At 51.8% G+C, this 22,806-nt stretch carries 6 protein-coding genes; 4 read left to right on the top strand and 2 right to left on the bottom strand.

Annotation, left to right across the window (positions count from 1 at the left end; genetic code table 11):
- Positions 1 to 359: 359 nt before the first annotated feature.
- Positions 360 to 5,246, bottom strand: coding sequence for an endopeptidase La (lon, locus tag MXE39_RS05990; protein ID WP_246977185.1), 4,887 nt, complete (start codon positions 5,244 to 5,246; stop codon positions 360 to 362).
- A gap of 733 nt (positions 5,247 to 5,979) precedes the next feature.
- A complete protein-coding gene (locus tag MXE39_RS05995) occupies positions 5,980 to 10,674 on the bottom strand; it encodes a hypothetical protein (protein WP_246977186.1) in 4,695 nt (1,564 codons plus the stop codon).
- A gap of 3,593 nt (positions 10,675 to 14,267) precedes the next feature.
- Between MXE39_RS05995 and lpxK the strand changes: the two genes are divergently transcribed.
- The 4 genes from lpxK (at position 14,268) to MXE39_RS06015 (ending at position 22,679) form a co-directional block, all read left to right on the top strand.
- Positions 14,268 to 16,133, top strand: a complete 1,866-nt coding sequence (gene lpxK, locus MXE39_RS06000) for a tetraacyldisaccharide 4'-kinase (protein ID WP_246977187.1) — start codon at positions 14,268 to 14,270, stop codon at positions 16,131 to 16,133.
- A gap of 228 nt (positions 16,134 to 16,361) precedes the next feature.
- Complete coding sequence (gene kdsB, locus MXE39_RS06005; RefSeq protein WP_246977188.1) at positions 16,362 to 17,156, top strand: 3-deoxy-manno-octulosonate cytidylyltransferase; 795 nt, start codon at positions 16,362 to 16,364, stop codon at positions 17,154 to 17,156.
- A 1,032-nt stretch (positions 17,157 to 18,188) separates the two neighbouring features.
- Positions 18,189 to 19,130 carry a ProQ/FINO family protein gene (locus tag MXE39_RS06010; protein WP_246977189.1) on the top strand — a complete coding sequence of 314 codons (942 nt, stop codon included), beginning with the start codon at positions 18,189 to 18,191 and terminating at the stop codon, positions 19,128 to 19,130.
- Positions 19,131 to 19,958: 828 nt separating this feature from the next.
- Positions 19,959 to 22,679, top strand: coding sequence for a carboxy terminal-processing peptidase (locus MXE39_RS06015; RefSeq protein ID WP_247073858.1), 2,721 nt, complete (start codon positions 19,959 to 19,961; stop codon positions 22,677 to 22,679).
- Positions 22,680 to 22,806: the final 127 nt, after the last annotated feature.

Genomic DNA, 22,806 nt, shown 5'->3' on the forward strand with positions numbered 1-22,806 from the left:
ATCCAAATTAAACACTGGAAATTACCTGACTGTATTATAGCCGATAGCTCTGAACAATGGAACTATTAACTCGGTTAACTTTGTAGCCCATTTAATATTGTCTATTGTTATTTGGCTTGTACAAGGGATTTTGTCTTATAGGTGGAGCAATTTCCCATATCACTCTACTAATGCGTCATGCACATAGTTCTAAATTTTGGTAAAGTTTTATTTTAGTTATAGAAATTAATGCGCCAGCCGCCATGTATCTGATGTGCAGGCGCAATCTGATTTTTGTTTTGCTTTCATGTCCAGAAAAGACAAAGCCTCCAGCTCTTGCGAGCCGGAGGCTTTGTTGTAATTGGCTTAATCAGCGCCTGTTATTTGGTGCCGCCCTTGTCAGAGCTGCCTTTCTTTTTGGCAGTGGTCTTTTTAACGGTGGCTTTCTTCTGCGCAGTGCCAGTCTGAGCCCTGGTGGCTGTTGTGGACTTTGCAGTGTTCTTTACAGGAGCCTTTTCTTTTACCTTAGCCTCGGTAGTAGCCTTTGCTGCAGTTCCAGTCCTGGCTTTTGAAGCAGGCTTTTTAGCTGCAGAAGCGGTGCTTGATGTTGCCTTTGCCGAGGTCTTAGCAGCTGACTTTACTGCAGCTTTAGCGGTTGCCTTTGCAGCTGGTTTTGCCTCTGCTTTTGCTGGTGCATTTGCAGCTGGTTTTGCCTCTGCTTTTGCCGGTGCATTTGCAGCTGGCTTTGCTTCAGCTTTTGCTGGTGCCTTTGCAGTAGATTTGGCAGATGGCTTTGGTTCAGCCTTTGCTTTTGCCTTTGCCTTTGCCTTGGTTGCTGGACCAGTTGAGGTCCCGGATTTAGCTCGGGTTGATTTTACCGGGGCTGCATTATCGGTGCTGGCAGAGTCAGCTGTTTGGGCTGAGGTGGCCTTTTTGGAGGCGCTGCCGGTTGCGGCACTGGTCTTGACTGACCTGGTGGCGCGGGCTGTGGTTTTTGCAGCAGGCTGGTCTTTCTTTGCGCTGTTCTCTGACAGGGCGTTGCCCTCGTCATCGAAAGTTACGCTGCGTGGGCCGGTGTAGCCAGCAAAGGCTTTGCTAATGGCCGGACGTACGCTTTCAAAGAGAATCCATGCGACATCCTTGTAGGTGTCAGCATAGTAGAAGGTGACATTGGAACGCACCTGCTCAGGAAGTTCCTTGACATCGCCCTCGTTGCCAACAGGAATGATGAGCTGCATTATGCCCATGCGGCGTGCCGCAATGGTCTTCTCACGCAGACCGCCAATAGGCAGAACATGACCGGTCAAGGTCAGCTCACCAGTCATGGCGTAGTTCTCGGCCGGAGCCTGGTTGAGAACCAGAGACAGCAAAGAGGTAGCCATGGTGACACCTGCTGATGGACCATCCTTAGGAATGGCGCCTTCAGGCACGTGTACGTGTACGGTCTTTTTCTTGAAGAAGCTGCGGCTGGAAGCGCTGCAGAATACCTCAAGATGAGACTGTACATAGCTGTAGGCAATGCTTGCAGACTCTTTCATCACGTCGCCCAGAGAACCTGTAAGCTTGAATCCATTGGTGTCGTGACTGGTGATGATGGATTCAACAGGCAGGGTTACACCGCCAGATGCAGTCCATGCAAGGCCGGTCATAATGCCCACGCCCTGGAGCATCTTCTCCTTCTTAAATGGAGCTGTGCCCAGGTAATCTTCAAGATCATCACTGCTGATGACTACCTTGCTCTCACCCTCAACCAGCTTTACAGCTGACTTTCTGATCAGTTTGGCAATGGCACGCTCCAGGGAACGTACGCCGCTTTCACGGGCATAGCCATCAATCAGGTCAGAAATGGTGGCATCAGGAATACGCAGTTTGGTGCTGTTCTTCTTGAGGCCGGCCTCATCAAGAGCTCGTGGCAGCAGATGCTTTTTGGCAATGGCAAACTTCTCACGTGCAATGTAGCCCGACAGACGGATAGGGTCCATACGGTCAAGCAGTGGTGCAGAAATAGTATCAGTGCCATTGGCAGTACAGATAAATAAACAGTTTGACAGATCCAGCTTTTCATCCAGATACACGTCAAGGAAGTTCTTGTTCTGCTCAGGATCAAGGGTTTCAAGCAGAGCTGAATCAGGATCACCGTGATAGGAGCGGCCCAGCTTGTCGATTTCGTCGAGCATGATCACAGGGTTCATAACCTTGGTCTCACGCAGGGCAGAAACAATTTTTCCCGGCATGGAGCCCACATAGGTTCTTCTGTGGCCCTTGATTTCAGACACATCATCAATACCGCCCAGAGACAGACGGTAGAAAGGACGGTTAAGAGCACGGGCAATGGACTTGCCAATAGAGGTCTTGCCTACACCTGGAGGGCCGACAAAGAGCATAATCTGACCACTGGTGTGACCCTTGAGGGCACCGACAGCCAGGAACTCAATAATGCGGTCCTTAACATCCTGCAGACCCTCATGATCCTCATCAAGGATACGACGGGCACGGTTGAGGTCGATACTGCTTTTGACTCCTTCCTTACCTTTGCTGTCCTTGTCATCTCTGGTGTTGCGGCCAAGCTTTTCTTTGGCCATCTTGCCCCATGGGATAGAGGTCAGAATATCGATGTAATTACGGGTCTGGCCATATTCAGGGCTGGCAGTCTCAAGCAGGGAAAGCTTGGTAATCTCGTCTTCAAAGCGCTCCTTGATGTGATCAGGAGGGGAGAGCTTCTTCATGCGCTCCTTGAACTTCTCGACATCAAGATCCTTTTCGTCAGCTGCAAGGCCAAGCTCCTTCTTGATTTCATTGAGCTGCTCACGCAGGAAGAAATCTTTCTGGCGCTTCTGAATCTTTTCAGCAACGGAAATCTTAATCTTGTCATGCAGACGGGCTGCAGACAGCTCACGGCTTATGAGCTCAAATACCAGGCGCAGACGAGGCAGAACAGGAATGGTATCCAGTACTTTCTGGAGGTCATCTGGCTTGGACTGGGTAAGAGATGCGCCACAGTCAGCAAGAACTGACGGATTGCTCATGTCAAAACGTGCCAGGTACTGGCGCATTTCATCAGTGATCAGAGGATTCAGCGGAATCAGTTCCTGCAGAGCAGCGCTGATACCAAGGCAGTAGGCACGCAGCTCTACATCATACTGGGCGCTGTTGCGGTCTTCCTTTACTGTGGAAACGCCAAAGATAACCTTGCCGCCGAGCAGGGCGGCCAGTTTGTTACGGATCATGGCAGCGCGCTGCAGTGCAGCCCACTTGCCTTTCTTGCCGTTCTGGCCCATTTCACTCTGAGCAATATCGGCAATATCCTTGCCCTGCATCAGGTAGTTGAGGAACTCCTTGAGCTCAGGGTTAAGGCGCTGATTGTCGCTGTTGACTGTAATACTGGTCTGAGTGCTGCCGTCTTCATTAAAGGTCTTGCCAAGAATGTTAAGACCGGCACCATCGTCGCCATCAAGCTCCTCGCTCCAGCTGGTCTGCTCCTGAGACTCGTCAGTATCACTGTCAAGAATGGCAGCTGTATCAGTTCCTGATGTCAGCTTGCCTTCTTCCTGGGCACGACGTGTCAGAGCCAGCTCATGTTCTTTCTGAATTTCATTCAGGCGCATGAGCAGGTCCTCTGATGCCTCGTGTCCAGGCATAAAGGTAATTACTGCGGTATCTTCGTTAACAAAGCCAAAGTTAGGACCAGTAGCTGATGCTTCAGCATTTTCAATGTCTTCCTTGTCACTTGGGCTGTTTTCCAGAATGGCGTTTAGAGCTTCTTTCTTAAAGCGTTTCTGAGCAAGGTCGTCTTCAAGCTCTTCACGACGATCAATAAGGCTCATCATCTTGAACAGACGCTCACTGGCGGTGCCCATGAGGTTGCCCTTTTCATCTACGCCAATATTCTTGTTGCTGGCGCTGTCAGCCCCCGGGGCTTTGCCATTGGCCTCATGAACTGCATAGTCATCAAGAATGAAGTTCATGCGGTCAATAAAGACCTGGTTGAGACTGCTGTCGCTGGCGCGGGCTTCCTCGTTGATCTTTGCCTGACGTGCATTGCTGCTGCCACCAACCAGCATCTTTGCGTCTGGGATGCTTTCCTTTTGGCTGGTACGGCTGCGCAGAGCATGAGTAAGCTCTTCGGCAAGATCCTTAAGTGATCGGTTAACTTCCTGACCAGGTTCAGATGAGCCACTTTCAGCGTTTACTGTTGCAGAGTCCGAGGTATCTGAAGAGTTGTCGACACCTGTGCCTGCAGTGGAGCCTGAAGTGGCGGCAGATGAATCTGAGCCAGGATCACCAGCAGATCGGTAGGCTTCCGTGGCAGCTGATGCGGCATCAGCAATTTTTCCGGTGACACGGGCAAGGCCGTCACGTATATAACCGGAGCGTTCCTTGATAACAGCTACAGCCTGCTGATAGTACTCGTTAAGACGGTCGATCTCCTCCTGGGAAGGACGTGCCAGATAGAGAGCGATCTGCTCTTTCTGCTCTTCTGGAATATCATTGATAGCCAGAAATTCAAGCAGGTCCTTGAACTTGCTGCGGGAAAGACGGCCGATTACACGCTCATCACTGTGGATGTAGTAATCAAAGTCAAAGCTGCCCTGCTTTTTGACCACGTCTATACCAATGGAGCGGGCATATTCCTTTTGCTCCTTAAGCAGGTTCTTGAGCTGGTTATCAAGAGCAGCAGTACGGTTAAGGCTCTCGCGCAGGCTGTCACGGCTGACAGTATCCTTGCCCTGGGTTTCAGCATTGGCAAGACGGTACTCAATTTCAGGATAGCGTACCTGAGCCAGATTCTTCTTGCTGTCTGATACCTCTATCAGGCTTACGCGGCGTACGCCCTCACAGACAATATCAATTTCCTCAGGACCGGTACGGGCTGAAAGCAGACGTACAACAGTACCTGTCTTAGGAAAGTCGTCGATATTGAGCTGGGCGCTAGCAGCCTTTTCGTTGTCCACACCAAACATGGCAAAAGTATGGTGGGAGGAGCTGATGACCTCGGTAATGATGTCCAGCCACTCAATGTTAAGCTGCATGGATGACAGCTGTGAAGGCAGTATAGGAGCGCCTGCAAGTGGAATAACGTGCAGTTTGTTTGGAAGACGGTTGCCCATCTCATCACGGTAAAGTGAGGTCAGCGCCAGAGGATTGTCATTGTCATAACCATCCTCAGCGTTATAGCCATCGTCACTTTTGCCTTTTTCCTGTTCGGCCGGCTCTCTTACCTTTAAAAGTGAGCTTAACATCATCTTGATGTCATCAAGTCTAGCCATGTTTATCTATCCTTCTATCGTGCCATTTCTGGCAGACATCACGCACTAAACAGTGCGCATATTATTTCGGCTGTAAACTCAAATCCCTGTTACCGAATGGTCCGGATATTATTTAAGTCAGCAACTGCGCTCTGATTGCAGTCAATATGAAACTGGTGTCTGGAATATCCATGGGGCTGCGTCTGCTTGAGTCAAAAGTCAGGCTAAGTGGTTTAATCCCTGTTTCATGATATACAGCAGTTGCTGCATAAGCATTTGAATGCAGTCATGGACATATTGCTCAATATTGCCCTGTACCCTGTACGGAGGCAATAAGGGACGTAATCAATAAATAGGGGCTAACTGGCCTCAGTTCAAGATCACAGGACACAATTTGCAAAAAAATAACTGATCTGACAGAAAAACATAACAGCCGGAAGTGGTCTGCGGGGCCATGACCTTACGCGCAAAGCTCCATAATTAACCGCATGGCAGGACAGAGTCATTCTATGGCAGTGAACTGCAGCAGGCCGTACATCAGCAAAAAATGGCCTTTTGCCGGTATTGCCTGGCAATCTGCCCCCTGTGTTGGCCGTATCCGAAGAGCGACATCCATATTTCAAAGCCAGTGTAATGCCGGCCTTGAAAAACAAAAGACCAAAACAGCTCAACTTGCAACCCATCAGTGCAGTTGAACCATTTCAGTCTTTTCTCTTAAGGTCATGGCCCCGGTTCGGGGCTTTGTGCCAGCAGCTTATTCTTTTGCCCTGGCCTTTGATCGTGAGCCTGCAGTTGCAGCAGCGTTGCGGCCAGTGCTTCTGGTACTGTCAGATGCGGCTGCAGAGGTCTTACGAGGTGCAGCTCGAGTAGCTTTTGATGCGCCGGTGGACGCAGCTTTGGCAGGGGAGCTGTCTTTGGCAGTGGAACTGGCCTTGCCTGCTACTCCCTTTGCGGCTGGAGCTTTTGCAGCCGGCCTGGCAGAGGCTGCCTTAGCAGCAGGACCTTTAGTTGCTCTTGCTGTTTTAGCGGCCTTTGCCGGGGCCTTTGCAGCAGCATCTTTTGCAGCAGCAGCCTTCGCAGCAGCTGGTTTGGCGGCCCTGGCTGGGGCCTTTGCCTGTGCGCTGGCTGCAGCTTTTTGGGCTGCTGGAGCTGATGCGGCACTGGCTCGTGAGCCTGAACGTGCTGCAGTCTTCCTGGATGCTGCTGATAAAGCTTTAGATCTGGCACCGGTCTTTAAGGCAGCGCTGCTCTTTGTGGCTGCGGCTGACTTTGAGCCAGTTCGAGCTTTGGAGCCTGCACTTGCCTTTGACTTGTGCGCAGCCGGATCTGCATCGCGGGCTGCGTTGAAGTCAGTATCGTTCAGCTCATCATCAAGGAACGATGCAGCTGCATACAGATCACTGTCATCAGCGTAATCTGCGTCATCCGATACATCCTCTGACTCATACTCCTCATCTTCTGAACTGTATTCATCCATATCTGCAGCGAAGTCAGCATCCTCATCATCAGAGTCAGACTCCTCGTCAGCATCAGCATCGGCTTCTTCGCTGGCATCCAGATCCTGATCTTCGTAATCAAGATTGCCGATGTCGTCTTCGGCATCCTCTGCATCGGCCTCGTGCTGTGCGTACTCGTCCTGATTTTCCGTGGCTGGGACCGGTTCATCTGCGCTGCTGGAGATCGATGATGCTGATTTCTTTTCAGAGGCAAGAAGAAGGTCATCATCATAATCAGCTGCAGATGACACGCCTGAAAAGGCCTGATCGTAGCTGCTGAGATCAATGTCAGCACCTGATGGATCCAGCTCATCTGGAAGCAGGGTCATACGGTCAAACTCAGCCTGAGTGCGGGCAAGCTTGTTCATAAGCTGGCGGCGCTTTTTCTCATCATCAGATGGCAGGCCGACAGATGAGAACTTGCTAAGTCCCGAAGATCGGCGATAGCCTGTACCTGCACCAACTCCGGCAATGCGGGTTGTTAAAGGAGTACCATTGCCGGCAGCGGCTGCATCTGCTTCAGAGGATTTGCTTTGACCGTCCCTGGACTGACTGACAGGCATACTGTGAGCATCCTGAGCCAGGGCCGCGCCAGGTGCGCTTCCATGTTGTGTTGCATGGTCTGCAAGATCAGCATTACGGTCTCGGTTGCCTTTTGACTTTGCTCTTTGAGATGGAACAGCTGCATGGAATCTGTTAATGACAGCCTGAGCACCAAGCTCATCAAACATGCCCGGAGGCGGGCCCATCAAAACAGGGCCTGACTGGGTATCCATATAAAGCATGCCGTCCTGATCCTGATAAATATCAGGGTCATTAAGGCTTACAGGATTGGCCTCATCAGGATAAAGAGTACCATCAGGAGCCATTAACATGCCCGGAGCCGGACCGGCAGGTACAGGACCTGCAGGACCTGTCTCATAGAGCATGCCGTCATGACCATAGAACATCATTGGTGCCGGACCTATCAGGGTGATACCACCTGGAGTGTCCTGATAGAGCATATGGTCAGGGCCGATAAACATACCAACCACAGGACCGGCAGGCACAATCATGTTTCCGGTATCAAGGTAAATCATACCGTCAACACCAAGGAACATGCCCGGAGCAGGGCCAACAGCCACAGGGCCATTGACAGTATCCTGATGAATCATGCCGTCAGGGGTACGGAAAATTTCCGGAGCGTTAAGCGGTACAGGACCGTCAAAGCCCAGAACCAGAGGCACGCCGCCAGCAAAGGCATCAGGCACAAAGTTGCCAATGCCCTGACCCATACCAGGCCCCATACCTGGACCAGTGCCCTGACCCATAGCTGGGCCCATGCCATGGCCCAGGGACGGACCATTGCCCGGTGCGGGCATCATGCCCTGATCAAAATATGGGGCCTTGCCGGCAGCATTTACGCCTTTACGCTGACGGTTGCGCTCAGCTTTAGCTGCCTTACGGCCCTGGCCTGAATCCTTAGATGACTGACCGTTTTCTTCAAGCATGCGGGAAAATGCCAGCGCAGCTGCAGCCTCAGCGGCCTGAGCTGCTGCCTCAGCAGCTTCAGCCTCTGCCTTTTGAGTAGCAGTAAGCTGGTTACGTTTTTTCTTCTTGCGGCCTTTGGCTGGGTGCTGCTGCTCCAGAATATTCTGGGCAACACTTCTGGTAATGCCCAGCTGCTCACTGGTTTCACGGCTTACGCCCAGAACAGGATCCTGAGCATAGACTATGGCTGCTGCACGCAGCAGTTCGCTGGAATCATCATGATCGCTTTCATTATCTGCATAAGTCTCATCAGCACCTTCGTAATTGTCAGTCTGATCAGACTCTTCACCTGCATTACGGGCAGCACTGGCAGAGTCAGAGCGCACGCTCAATGATGAGAGTGTCTTTGACTTGCCGGAAGCAGATGCCTCTGAAGCAGATGCATTTGCGACCTCGCCAGCTGTGGCAGTTGCTGGAACATTGGCTGCGTTAGCTGCAGCCTGGTCTGCTGCATTTGCAGCTGACTGGGCAGCATCGGATGTGCTGGCTGCATCGGCGGCAGCTGCACTGCTGTCCACAGTGTCAGACAGGGACTTGCTGCCGCTGTCGGCCTCGCTTAGCAGGGAGCGACGACGGCGCACCACGACCTTCACCTCAGACTTTGGCCGGTTGCTGCCTTTCTGGTGGATAACATTACCCAGCTCATCAATTTCATAGCTTGGGTAAGGTTCACTGACAGCAGGGGCCTCTGAGCCTTTTTGCATCAGACTCTTGAAGCGGCGCAGAATTTCTGCAGCCTCCTCAACTGAGCGCTCAGGAGCAGCATTTACCAGCTCAGGATCAAAGCCCGGATCAATTCCTCCAACTGGTGAAAACTCATTTGGATGATCCATAGGTCCGGTCATAACATTTGGTCCACCAGCTCCATAGGCCGCTCCCCTGCGGCTGTCGCTGTGACGACGGCGGGAAGAGCGGTGGCGCTGTGGTGGCTGACCCCAGGCATCATGGCCGCGATCAGCTGGTCCATGACGATCATTAAAACCGTAAGGACCTTCATCATAATATCCGTCATTACCTTGCATATGACCTGGCATGCCCTGAATGCCAGGCATTCCGCCGTGCATGCCTGCATAGCCGTAGCCCGGTAAGTTGCCTGCATCAGAGCCATTACCCATGCTGTTGTAATGATCAAAATGACCTGGGACGCCTGGGGCATCCATATAAGGATTTCCATTGGCGGAGTGAGGAGCATTAGATGATTGCCCGTGTCCGCCAGGACCGGCGTTCATGCGTCCCTGGGGACCAAAGCCATAAACATCATGATTAACTGACTGACCATCAGGGCCTGCAGAGCCGCGTGGGCCATTGCCATAAGGGCCGCTGCCCACAGGGCCATTGCCATAAGGGCCGCTGCCCACAGGGCCATTGCCATAAGGGCCGCTGCCCACAGGGCCATTGCCATAAGGGCCGTTGCCCACAGGGCCATTGGCGTGAGGGGCATCAGGCTGATATGGATATCCGCCGCCCTTGCCAAAGTGGTTATAACCAGAGGCCGGATCCTGGCCGTAAATTGCAGATGGTCCAAAGGCCTGACTGTCTTTGTGGGCGCCTGCTGCATAAGGAACGGCATGACCTGCAGAGGCAGCGCTGCCACGTCTGCGCACAGGAGCTGCCTTGCTCTTTTTGCTGCTGCGGGCACTGCCGGCAGCGGCAGCAGCTTCTTTGGCAGCGGCCTTGCGGGCTGCCTTTGACTTACTTCTGGTGCTGCTTTTACGGGAGGAACTGCCATCACCCCATACTGCAGCAGCTGCAGCGCGGGCATGGGACTCAGCCTCAGCGCGCAGTGCAGCCCTTAAATACTCATCACCATCATCAAAAGAAGCAGCTGCCTCTTCGGCACGTGCCTTTTTACGGGCTTTTGCAGATGCAGATGAGGCTGACCTGGATGATGTAAGGGCAGCAGCCTTTGAGGCAGCCTTGATGCCTGCTGCTGTCTTTCCCTCAGTTTTTTCCTGAGGTGATGCACTCCATGCATCAGCGGCCGATGCACGGTATGCCTTGCCGGCACTTTTACCTGAGCTCCTGCCTGCACTCTTGCTGGCAGTCTTACTCAATGCCTTACCAGCAGCAGATGCTGTCGCTGCCTTTGCAGCTGCGGCCTTGGCTGGTGCAGCCTTGCTGGCTGCAGCTTTAGCTGGTGCGGCTTTGGCGGCAGGCTTAGCGGCTGCTTTGGCGCTTGTACCCTTGGCTGCGCCAGCTTTTGTCCTGGCTGTTGCAGCTTTGGCCGTGGTTTTGGCGGAGGTGGCTGCAGCCTTGCTCTTACGAGCAGACGCAGCAGAACCTCCGGATGCAGCATCTGCACCGGATGACTTGCCTGCAGCTGCTGCAGAGCGGGGCTTGCGGCCTTTAGGCTCTGACAGTGAGGTGCGGGCATTACGGTAAGGTGAATTATCTGTTGTCTGTGACTTTTTGGCAGTTCTCATAGAAAAAACAGATTCCCACTTAAGAAAACAAAGTTCAGTCAGCCTCTGATGGCTGCTGCCCATGGAGTCTGTACCTCCATGGGACGGAAAAACCGGTAATATCAGCAATGTATGCTCAGATGCTAATGGCAAAGCGCTTGACCTGCATATGGTCTTGCTTTGTAAAGCATACTGCATCTGGCCTGAGGCCTGATCCTTACGCCCAGGCAACAGTCCTCATGCTCCGTGCATTGAGCCGTGTTTGCGCTGGAGGATCACAGTGCTGATAAAAGTGGCCGCCTGGCGCTGTTTGAGTGTTTGTACGCCTGCGGCAGAAATTCAGTTAAGGATAAGCATGATCCAGGTTCTGCATCCCAGGTTGCCTGGCAAAGTATTCCTTTATAAAAGTTAAGGTGACGCATCTTCTGTGCTGTAAGGTCACTGCAGTTTCACTTATGTCACAGCAGTGTCACAGCAGTGTCACAGCAGGGGCACTGCAGTGTTGCATCAGATGCTGTTTACCGTATCTGAGGGTCAGAACTAAATCGATTTATAAAGCATAAACACTGTCACCATGGTGTTACAGCTGACGTTGAGATAAACAGCTGATTTGCTGCATGTAAGGTGCAGTGAGAAAAACAGACGGTCAGTGACAGAGCTGTAAGTGCTTGCTGACTGGTACAGCAGTATTGTCATCAGTAATGAAAATAAAGCATCCTTACCTTAATCAACAGAGGGACTGGTAATGATCGTGTACAGGATGCCTTAAAGCCACTGCTGCTGGCGCCGCCGCCATTTCAATCGATGCATCCAATGGAGCTGCTGGTGCCATCGTAACCGGTGCCGCAAATGACTGGGACGCAGCCATCGCAACTGCCGCCTGCTTGTGTTTTGACTAGCAAGCCTGGGCGGCCGTACTGACGTCAGGTAAATTGTCAGGGTTGTGGCTGCTCAGTTTAAATGCAGACAGCTTCAGGCTCATTTATGTGTTTAGTGTTGTTATTGCTGCCAGGTTGCGGCAGCTGGCACTGATTCTTTAGCAGTCTGCGGGCTGGCAGATTAACTTTGTTTGTCAGGCTCCTCTTTGGGAGCAGGATTACATCAAAAATAAAACAGCGCAGTAAACAAATCATATGGCGGCAAATCAGCCTGCCTGTCAGATCTTAATACAGTCATACGAAATGGCATGGGATATAAAATCAGCCCTGGTTACAGGACAGACATGCCGGGTAAAGCAATAACGCTTTATAAAACAAAATACAAAATCATATGCCGCACTGAACACAACTTCGAATGGTGCGGCGGGTAATATTGCAGATAAAAATGTCTGTTAAAAAATAATGCAATACAGACGACTTTGTGTCAGTGCATGGGCACTGCTCACATATGGAAAATACTGGTGAAGGCAAAATAATTCTGCCTTGTTAAGTTTAAGGTTGCGAACTGCTGCCCTTGTTCTGGCAACTGCAGATCTGTGCTCATGCTGTAAACTCAGCGGGTCTGTTTCATGCGGGACAGTAAGCAGGGCTGTGTTCATGCTCAACTTAATACAGCTCAGCTCAATGCAGAAATTGCAGTGCCGCTCAATGCATATGGAGCTGGCTCCGCACTGTTTCTGCTGTGAACGAATTTATGGACAGTGTTATGTCACAGTCTGATCTGGCCGGCAGATATTAGACATGACACGGCATGACATTACACGGCACGGCATTACACAGCACAGCACGGCATGACATGACATGGCATTACACGGCACGGCATGACATCACACAGCATGGTATTACATGCCATTTTGACAAGCATTCATGACTTCAATCTGTCCGGTGGTGTTCAGGTTTATCCTGCATACTCTTAATGTCGAGTTCACCGGCACCTATTGTCAGTTGTCGGTGCTGACAGTTTGATCCATACCTGGTGGCATCGGGACTAATCCCGTGAAATAAACATTAACTCTCTTAGCTGCATATTAAGCCGGTCAAAGAGCTGGTCTGCCTGTGCATGCAGCAATAGATATGATGATGGCGCTCCTGCATTGCAGAGGCTGTGAGTGCAAATGGTACTGATTAAATTGTGTTCAGGGCAAGATTGAAGACAAATACAGTCAGCTGGGAACTGCAGCACTTTCAGGCCCTGTGTATATTGCTTATTGAAGCATGGGACGGCTGCCATTTAAGCGCCTGGCATAAGGAAGGTCTGGCAAACACAACCTGTGGTGGCATAGCGGCAGTCTGAAAAAAGAGCCCTGGTTCAGGCTCAGATTAAATTCATTTCCTGTTAAGAGGAATTTACTCATTCCAGGGAGGCAGTTGGACACTCAGGGGAATCAGGTATGAAAATCTAACTGTTAACTTATTGTTCCGCAGCAGTAAGGTCCGGACAATCAGAGTCGGACAGCGGAATATACATGTCTGTCAGGTAAATGTCGGATAGCCCGTATCAGATATGGACTCGATGACATTGTCAAATGCCTGAAGCTGATTTTAACTGTATCAGCCTTGCGGGACATAATGATACGCTCATAGTTGTTAAAAATTCAACCGCCTGACTTGATTGCCATTGGCTCGATACAGAGCTCAGTATGATCTGGCACAGCACATTTAACAGGTAATGCAGGGAAAAAGCGGGCTGTGATTATTGCACTCAAAGGGCCGTATCTGTCAGTTTCAGAGGGACATTTCCAGAGCCATATTATTTACGGACAAGGCAGGAAAATCGATTAAAAGGCTTAAATACGGCAAATCTTATTTGAAAAAATTGAGCGCAAAAAAATCCGCATTTTCGCTCCACAAAAGCGCATATACCCGCTTTCCCTGCATTAAATGAGCTGACGCGGCATCCAGCTGCACAAAATCCTGGAGCACAAAAATCTGATGACATCAGCCAATGACCTGAACATGCATGCATGCATACCTGCCTGCCTTGCTGACAAACAAGAACTCCCTCCAGAGATGATCATGAAGTAAATCCAGTGCTGCAAATGACTGCTGCAATATTCCAGGCAGCAATATTCCCTGAAGCGGTTTTGCTGGGACACAGCGGGGCTGACTGACGACCGTAAGCTCAGAGTACAACAAAATCTGGCTTGTAATTTAGTCAGTTGTACCGGTTACCTGTTATTCAGGCACCTGCATTATGAACTGCACAAAACTCCTGTTGCTCTGACACCTGATCCCTGCATGCGGTCAATAGCCTTTCCTGGTTCCCCGCCGGTAATGTCAGGACAAGGTTATTGCCTGGCCTGACAGGGCAGTGCATGGCAGAGCAGGGCCTGTCAGGGCTGGGGCTCATGTAATGGGCGATGATTCTTTATATCAGTGCCGCTGTCTGAGTCATTGCTTATGGGCAGAGGTCTGCGCTTTTGCTGGTACTGGCTGGGCTGATGATGGAGTAATCTTGACGTAAGTTCTCTCTGGCACGGAACTTATGCTGTCATGCTTTGTCATAATCTCAGACGGGGCCGCCGGGAATGCTTTTGCAGGGGCGCGGGGACAGGCGGGGAATGGCTGGGAATTTTTCGTCCGGTGCCAGGCATGGTCTGCTGTCCAATGCCGGGGTTCATGGTATAATCATGCCCTTTTATTAATCAGGTTCACGCTGTTTCCGGGGACAAGAGAGTGTCTTTTCTAAATAATATCTGGTACGGACGAAACATTACCTCATTTTTACTGCAGCTGCCGCTGCTGCCTTTTTCATCACTTTTTGGCGTGGTTGCTGCCGCAAGGCGTGCTTTTTATGCCAATGGTCTGTGTAAAACTGAAGGCCCTGTGGTCCCGGTAGTTGTAGTAGGTGGTATCACTGTCGGTGGCAGTGGCAAGACTCCTATCTGTATTGCCCTGGTAAAGGAGCTGCGTGCCCGTGGTTTCAATCCTGGTGTGCTCAGCCGTGGATACAAGGCCAAAGGTGCCCAGTTCCCGGCTCAGGTTCCACTGGATGCCGATCCTGTTATTTATGGTGATGAGCCATGTCTGATACGCCGTGAGACCGGTGCCCCTGTAGTTATCGATCCGCAGCGTAACCGTGGCGCTGACTACCTGGTCGGACTGGGGGTTGACCTCATCATTACCGATGATGGTCTGCAGCATTACGCTCTTGATCGTGATGTTGAGATTTGTGTGCTCGACGGTGCCCGTATGCTGGGTAACGGTCATCTGCTTCCAGCCGGTCCCCTGCGTGAGGCCCGCTGGCGTCTTAAAACCGTTGATACTGTAGTAGTATCCGGTGCTGTGGCCCACCTTGGCTATTTTCCTATGGTCCTCAAGCAGAGTTCCATAGTGCCGCTTAACCTCAAGTCACAGGAAGTACTGCAGCCAAAGAGCCGTGTGATTGCTCTTGCAGGTATTGGCAATCCTGACCGTTTCTACAAGACCCTTGAAGACTGCGGCTTTACTGTAGCCGAGCGTGTTGAAGTAGGCGATCATGACCGTATTGATTACGAGCGCCTTGCTGCTCTGGCCTCCAAAGGACCTGTTGTCATGACCTCCAAGGATGCCATCAAGTATCAGTCAGAGGCTGCACGTAACAATCTTTCCAATGTCTTTGTCCTCAACGTCAGTGCTCACCTGAGCAAACAGTTCTATGATGATGTAGTAGGCAAGGTAAAGCAGAGCCGCTCCCGTGTGGAAAAGCGCCTCAAGGAACGTGAAAAGGCCGGCTACATCAGACCTGAAATTGATCTGGTGGATTCTCTTGAGGAAGTAGCTGAGCACAATGCCCGCTGGGCGGCCATTCATGCCAATACCAATCCATCTCCAGCCGCTGCCCCAATGACGCCGGATACTACTCCTGCCATTGCACCTGAGGATCTGGAACGCGATGCTGACAATCCTGATGCACAGTATGACAATGGCGCTGAGTCCGTTCATTCCGAGTATTCAGCTCATCACTCATATGAGAGCAGCATGAGCAGCTCAACTGCAAACAGCGACAGTGCTAATGACGGTGCTCATGATGGAGCCCATCTGGGCGATGATGATAGCGAGGGCAAGGAGCACAAGTCCCTGAAAAAGAGCCTTAAGTCCAAGTCATCACGCTCAGGCGATGACGACAGCTCCGACTCCCCTGACACCGCTGAAGAACAGAATCTTACAGAGAGCAGCACAACTGGAGAAGCCGGCAACGCAACCGGAGAAGTCGGCAACGCAACCGGAGCAGCCAGCAACGCAACCGGAGCAGAGAGCAGCTCAGCCAGCAGTTCAGATTCCGCCAGGGTCGATGCCCCAGACGATAATCAGTCCGCTCGGACAGACAAGGACGATATGGCAGACAAGGACGATATGGCAGACAATGCCGGTCAGACTGACAATGCTGCCAGCTCAGCTGCAGGGGAAGCAAAAGGCAGGGACAGTTCTGTCTCTGAGAGCATCAATGACCACAGAAGCGTTAAGGCGCATGATGATGGCAAGGACATTTTTTCTTTGAAAAAGCAGCGTCGCGATTTCGATCCTGATGCACTGCCACGCGAGCTCAAGCGCCGTAAGTAGGCTGGCTGATACCTTATACAAAAGGTATATAAGAGCTGACCGGGCGGCATCAGTAACATGTTCAGGCTCAGCTGCACCCCACTGGTTTTAACTGGTTTGTACCTTCACTGAGGTTTGGTCTGAACGGTAAAGCCATCTGAGCTTAAGCACTTTGCTGTGACTTAGGCCAGCTGGTGGTGAGTACAGCATATTTTCAGCCTTTATGAGGCGGCACAGAGGACTAATATCATGAGCAAAAATGTCGACTACATGGTGGCTATTCCGGCACGCTATGCCTCCACACGCCTTGCAGGCAAGCCGCTTGCTGACGTTGGTGGCGCTCCTATGATTGTCAGAGTCTGTCAGAAGGCTCTGGAGTCTTCAGCAAGTGAAGTCGTAGCCTGCGTAGATCATGAGCTGGTGGCTCAGGCTCTGGAACCGCTCAGCCGTCAGGACAGCCGTCTTACCGTATTTATGACCTCTCAGAATCCACGTTCAGGTACAGAGCGAATTGCTGAGATGCTGCGTATTAGAAACATTGATCCTCAGACCATTGTGGTCAATGTTCAGGGCGATGAGCCTCTGATTACACGCGATCATATAGATGAGGTAGCTGCACTGCTGGCAAGCTCCGGTGCTCAGATGTCCACTCTTTGCAACCCAATCAGCAGCATTGATGATGTCTTTGACCCTAACTGCGTAAAGGTAGTTATGGACAAAGACAATTTTGCCCTGTACTTCAGCCGTACTCCTATTCCTTATGAGCGCGACAATTTTGCTCAGGGACAGCAGGCAGTCACCGAGCTCAAGTTCAAGCACTATCACCACATTGGCATTTATGGATATAGAGCTGCTACCATTCTGGACTATCTGCAAAAAGAGCCTGCTGCTATTGAAGTAGCCGAATCTCTTGAGCAGTTGCGTCTGCTGCATTACGGCATGAAGATAGCAGTTGCCACCACCGAACGTCCTCCAGAGACTGGTGTAGATACCGCAGCCGATCTCGAGCGCGTCAACCGAATTTTTGCATCCCAGGGCAAGTAGCCATACCCGGCAATCTCAATGACCAGGGTGCCAGCAATCTGAGCAAGTACACATCCGCAAATCTTCCTGCATACTGCAGTCGCAGGCCACTGCGCCTGCAGTATGCAGGCTGTAAGCAAAACAGCAAGGGTGCACTGAGCCTCTGTAAAGATTTGCAGAACTGTCCCGTCACCACACTTAGAGACGGGTTCAAGTCACAGCGTCATGAGCTCTGGTCACTTCCAGTACAGCCTTATGGCCTTTTGTCGGTCATTGCTGGATATGACCAGCGTGGCAAGACCAGCGTGACTGTCAGCTGATTCCTGCCTTGCATCACAATCACGATGGGCAGGTTAATCCTGGCGGGGCTTGCCAGGATGTACCAGGATGTACCAGGGCGGCCAAGGTGCTGTGCCGGGCGGGCGCATGCACCTTTAAGCCACAGTGCTGCCTGCTGTCTGTTGCCAGAGTCAAATGCGTGATGTATTTGAGGCAGGTACGGGAGCGCGGGGTATTGTTGTTGGGGGGCAATGACTGTCTGGTGCAGTAACAGAATCTGGACAAAATCGGCTGACAGACAGCCGATATGGTGCACGGGCCCGGCCAGTACGGGCAGCTGCAGCTTTTCATATATATGCAAGTCAGGATATCTTGCCTGTAACTACATATAAATGTTGATTTAGCTGCGGGAAAATTGCATCATGAGAGGTATTGGTTTTTCCTTTCAGACTCATAAGGGCCTTTTTATGGGCCGGTCAGCAGCTTTATGTGCCGTCATGGAGTGACGGAACCGCCGGTTACTGGCTTCAGCAGTCTGTTTTTTTTAGTCTCATGCTCAGCTCCGGGCGGCATGAAGGCACGTACTAAGAGCTTTACTTAACAGGGCGATATCGTTGGCGCCGGCTGTTCAGGTGCTTCAGGGTTCTTAGATTGTGTTAACGAGAGTTTTGCCGGGGACGATTGCTGCCCGTGGCCTGGCCATACAGCACAATCTGTTCTTATCAGGACTTTTTGGCTTTTTAGTCCATGGAACCAGCGATTTGGAGTTTTTTAGTGGAAAACAGAGATACTTTAGCTGACGGCTCAGCAGAGCTTGAAAACACTGCTGCTGCCCCTGCAGCTGATGAAAAGGTCGCAGCTGACAACCAGAGCGCTGATGGCGATAATGGCGGTACTCACCAGGAGCACATCAAGGAAGCCCTGGAGCTGCTTTATGTACACTTCCCAAAAGCCTTTATCAAAGAGGGCGACTGCAAGCCTTTAAAGATCGGTATTCTTGAGGATCTCAAGCCATTAGTTGCTGATATCGAGGGCCTGTCCATCTCCAAGGTGCGTGCTGCCGTACGTGTCTACACCACCCGTCTGCGCTATTTCTACAGTGTTCGTGAAGGCGCCATGCGTGTGGATCTCAATGGCAATGAGGTGGATGCGGTAAATGCCGAGCATGCAGAGTATGCCCGCACCCGCTTTACCGAGATCAACTCCAAGCGCCGTCCAGCCCGTCCTAAGAAGCCACAGGGCCGTCCTCAGGGTCGCGGTCCACGCCGTCCAGGTGAAGGTCAGGATGGTCAGCGCCGCTTCAGTCGTGATGGCCAGAACAACGGCCAGCGTCGCTTTAACAACCGTAACGGTGCTCCGCAGCGCACTTACGAGCCAGCCAAGGAATCAGATATCCGCCCAGGCCGCTATGTGTATATCTCCACAGAGCGCAGCTACGTCAAGGGCACTGTCAGTGAGCCACTCAAGGGCGATGTAGTAAGTATCACCCTGAACAACGGCATTCCAGCCTCTGTCCCATTAAACAGAGTATATCTGAGCACCGGTGGTGGCGCTCCACGTCCAAAGCGCAATGGTCAGGGTGGCCACTTTAACAGCCGTGGACCACGTCCAAACAACAACGGTCGTTATAACAACAATAACAACCGTCGTCCTGGCGGTGGCCATGGTCACTCCCAGTCTCAGGGCGGTCGTCCTGACGGTACTGCCCAGCAGTAGCCCTGACAGGCTGTCAGAATGCATTTGCCTGCTGACAGCGTATTGCAAAGGCTTACTTTCAGTTCAACAGCATGCCGGTATCCTCGCGGGTCCGGCATGTTTGTTTTTGCAGCCGCAAAAAACAACCCAAATCGCGCCTGCTCAGGGCTCACGCCCTCGTCGCTGGCCGTCATGGCAGGCAGGGGCGTGAGCCCTGGGCCTTAGCCTGCTTAGCGTAGCCTGACATGGTGCTTTTGCAGGTCATGAGCCGGGCGCTAAGAGTGGGCATGCATGCCAGCTGCATGCATGCCCGTCTGTCTGGATGCATGTCCATCTGTCTGGATGTATGCCTGTACGGCTGACACCTGTTTTGAGGGGAGGGTCGGGTGTGTGGGCACGGCTCAGAGCGTGCTTTGTCTGTCAGGCAGGAATGGCGCTGTTATGTGGCTCAGGGGCTGATCCGCTTTGGTGCTGTGTGCTGCGCGGCTTATTTGAGGGAGCTGGCTGAACAGTAATTTTCAGCTATACTAATTTGGTTCTAATTGCATCATGCTATTATAGCATGCGGGTTTTTACGCCCACTGGCCGCCATGGCCTGTCAAAAGGGTATATTCACCGTATTCAGGCAGAGTTTTCTCTGTCCTTAAACGGTGCATAAGCCAGTGCCGCAGCTCTTTGTGGAGAGCTTAAGCCAGCACTGTGACAGCTGGCAGTGTCAGCAATAGAATATTTTCTGCCTGCTCAGGCCTGCCTTGGTGCAGGAGGGCGGGATTATGGTTTTTACAGTCTGAAGGACATGAGGTCCCGATGACTGACATGTTTTTTTGGCACAAAGAGGTAGCTTGAGCTGTGCTTAAATTGTCCAGAATTGCATTAGGAGTAGCGGCCCTTGCCTGTTCGCTGACTGCTAATGCCAAATTATCGGTACCAACTTTTGAAGAACTGCCTGTCCTGGAGCCTGAGGGTATCCACCAGACAGCCTGTACCCGCACGGCCAACAGCTTCATTCGCGCTCACTATAAGGCCATTGATGTCGATAATGCTTTTGCTGACAAGGTCATCAAGCAGTATCTGTACTACATGGACTATAACAAGAGCATCTTTACACGTGCTGAAGTTGACGAGATTTACGCCAACCGCGACCGTATCGTCCGCGCTATTTTGCTGTGCGATCTGAGCTACCCTTACGAGATCTACAACAGCTCCATCAAAAAGCGCTTCAACAAGTACTCCTTCTTTGTGGACATGATCAAGAACAAAAAAATTGATCTGACCACCGATGACCAGGTTGAGTTCAACCGCAAGGATGCTGAGTTCCTGCCTGATGAGACTGCTCTTCAGAGACAGTGGATCAATGAGCTCAAGAATGACTATATTCTGCAGTTGCTCTCTGACAAGACTCCTGAAGAAGCCAGCAAGCGCCTCATGCGCCGCTACAATGCCGCACTGGCCAAGCTCTCCCAGATTCGTTCTGAGGACGTTTTCTCTGTATTTGAAAACAGCTTTGCTACAGCCATTGACCCTCACACCAGCTATCTAAGCCCTGAGGACAGCGAGAATTTCAACGATAACCTCAATCTTTCCCTCGAGGGTATAGGCGCCGTACTGACCTCCGAGGATGAGTACACAGTTATCAACTCCATTCTGCCAGGCTCTCCTGCCGAAATGTGCAAGAAGCTCAAGGCCAAGGACAAGATCGTAGGCGTACGTCAGGCTGACGGTTCCTATGAGGACATCATTGGCTGGCGTCTTAATGAGGTAGTCAAGAAGATTAAGGGCCCTAAGGGCACCAGGGTTACCCTGGACATCGAGCGTGGCGAGGGTTCCCAGATGACTACTTTCAGCGTGGATATTATCCGCGACAAGGTACGTCTGCAGGATTCTGAAGCCAAGATTGAGATGAAGGAAGTTGACGGCAAGAAGATTGCCGTGCTCAAGATCAAGAGCTTCTACACCAATCTGCATCAGGATATTGCCCGTGAAATTGCCCGCGTCAAGAAAGAGGGCAAGGTTGATGCTCTGATTGTCGACCTGCGTAACAACGGTGGCGGTCTGCTGCCTGAGGCTACACTGTCCTCCGGTCTGTTTATCAAGCAGGGTCCAATCGTTCTGGTTCGTGACGCCCGTGGCAACGTGATTCCACAGTTTGATACCGATCCGTCCGTAGCTTACGACGGTCCTCTGGTAGTGCTGATTAACCGTCTGTCCGCATCCAGTTCCGAGATTATGGCTGCTGCTCTGCGTGACTACGGCCGTGCTCTGGTAGTAGGCGACACCTCCTTTGGCAAGGGTACTGTACAGCAGTCCAAGCCTCTGGCCCGTGTCTATGACTTCAATGATGCCGAACTGGGCTCAATCCACTACACCATTGCCAAGTTCTACCGTATCAATGGCGGCTCTACCCAGCTTGAGGGTGTTTCACCTGATATCTTCCTGCCAGCCATTATTGACAACAAGGAATTTGGTGAGAGCTCTGAGGTCAATGCTCTGCCATGGGACAAGATCAATCCTGTAGCTTTTGACGGCTATCTGAACATTGCCGCCTACGTCCCTGAGCTGGCCCGCAGAAGCCAGGAGCGTATCAGCAAGAGCCGTGCTTTCAAGATTATCCAGGCCGACCTCGATCGTTACTATGCTCTCAAGGAGAAGAAAGTCATTTCTGTAAACCTTGATAAGCGTAAGAAAATGAAGAAGGAAGACGACGAGCATGCTCTTAAGAGCACCAATGAGCGTCTGGCTCTGATGGGCAAGGCCCCGGTCAAGAAGGTCAAGGATCTGCCTGATGACTTTGAGTTTGAGGATAATATCCTCAACGAGGCTCTGGCCATTGCCTCTGACTTTGCCGATGCCCAGAAGCTCAAGGTCTATGATGCCCAGCCTGTTCCTGTATTCAACCGCTACCAGGTAGAGCGTGATGAGCTCTCTGAGGGCAAGGGTACCCAGTCACCTCCAGGTGCTGCTGCCATGCCAGCCCGTCCTGAAGCTCAGCGCGTAATTGAAAACAAGATTACCTCCATCTCCCGCATGGACAGCCTCAATGACAGCGGCAAGGCTTCAGCTGCCCCTGACATGTCAACAGCCGCCGGCGCAGCCGATGCTCAGGCTGCCATGAACCGTACCGGCGGCGGTGCTGCCGGCGCAGCTTCAGCAGCTCACGACAAGGCAGCTCCAGCAGCCGCTGATGCTGCAGACAAGGCAATTCTTTCAGCTGCAGTTACTGACAGCAAGGAAAAGGCAGAAGCCCCGGCAATGGCAAGTGCTGCTGAGGATGAGGTTATTCACCACACTCTTGATGGCCAGCCGTACAGCCGTATTACCGCCACTGGCGAGATTAACAACATGGACGAGGATGGCGCCCTGCTTGGTCCATGGCGTACAGCCAATGAGGACGACACTTTTTTAAGAGTGTCTGACAGCGAGTTCAAGGCCCTGCTTGAAGACAGTGCCCGCAAGTCCACCTCAGTACACTTAAACGACAGTCTGTACCCAAGCGTATGGCCTCGCGATGAGGCGGTGGCCAGCAAGGACAACGCCGCCAGCGGCCATATCCGCCTGGCTCCACAGCATTAACAGCAAAGAGCAGAGTTCACAAAGGACTCTGCTTTTTTCATTTTCAGCCCGGCACAATCACATAAGCAAGGCCGATCCTGACCACAGGCAAGGCCATGCCCGGCCATGCCAGGCACGGCCCCAGCCC

The sequence above is a fragment of the Anaerobiospirillum sp. NML120511 genome, assembly GCF_023050955.1.
GTDB lineage: Bacteria > Pseudomonadota > Gammaproteobacteria > Enterobacterales > Succinivibrionaceae > Anaerobiospirillum.

Excerpts from the sequence above, each read along its gene's own strand:
- lon (WP_246977185.1), bottom strand. The coding sequence starts at position 5,246 with ATGGCTAGACTTGATGACATCAAGATGATGTTAAGCTCACTTTTAAAG.
- MXE39_RS05995 (WP_246977186.1), bottom strand. The coding sequence starts at position 10,674 with ATGAGAACTGCCAAAAAGTCACAGACAACAGATAATTCACCTTACCGT.
- kdsB (WP_246977188.1), top strand. The coding sequence starts at position 16,362 with ATGAGCAAAAATGTCGACTACATGGTGGCTATTCCGGCACGCTATGCC.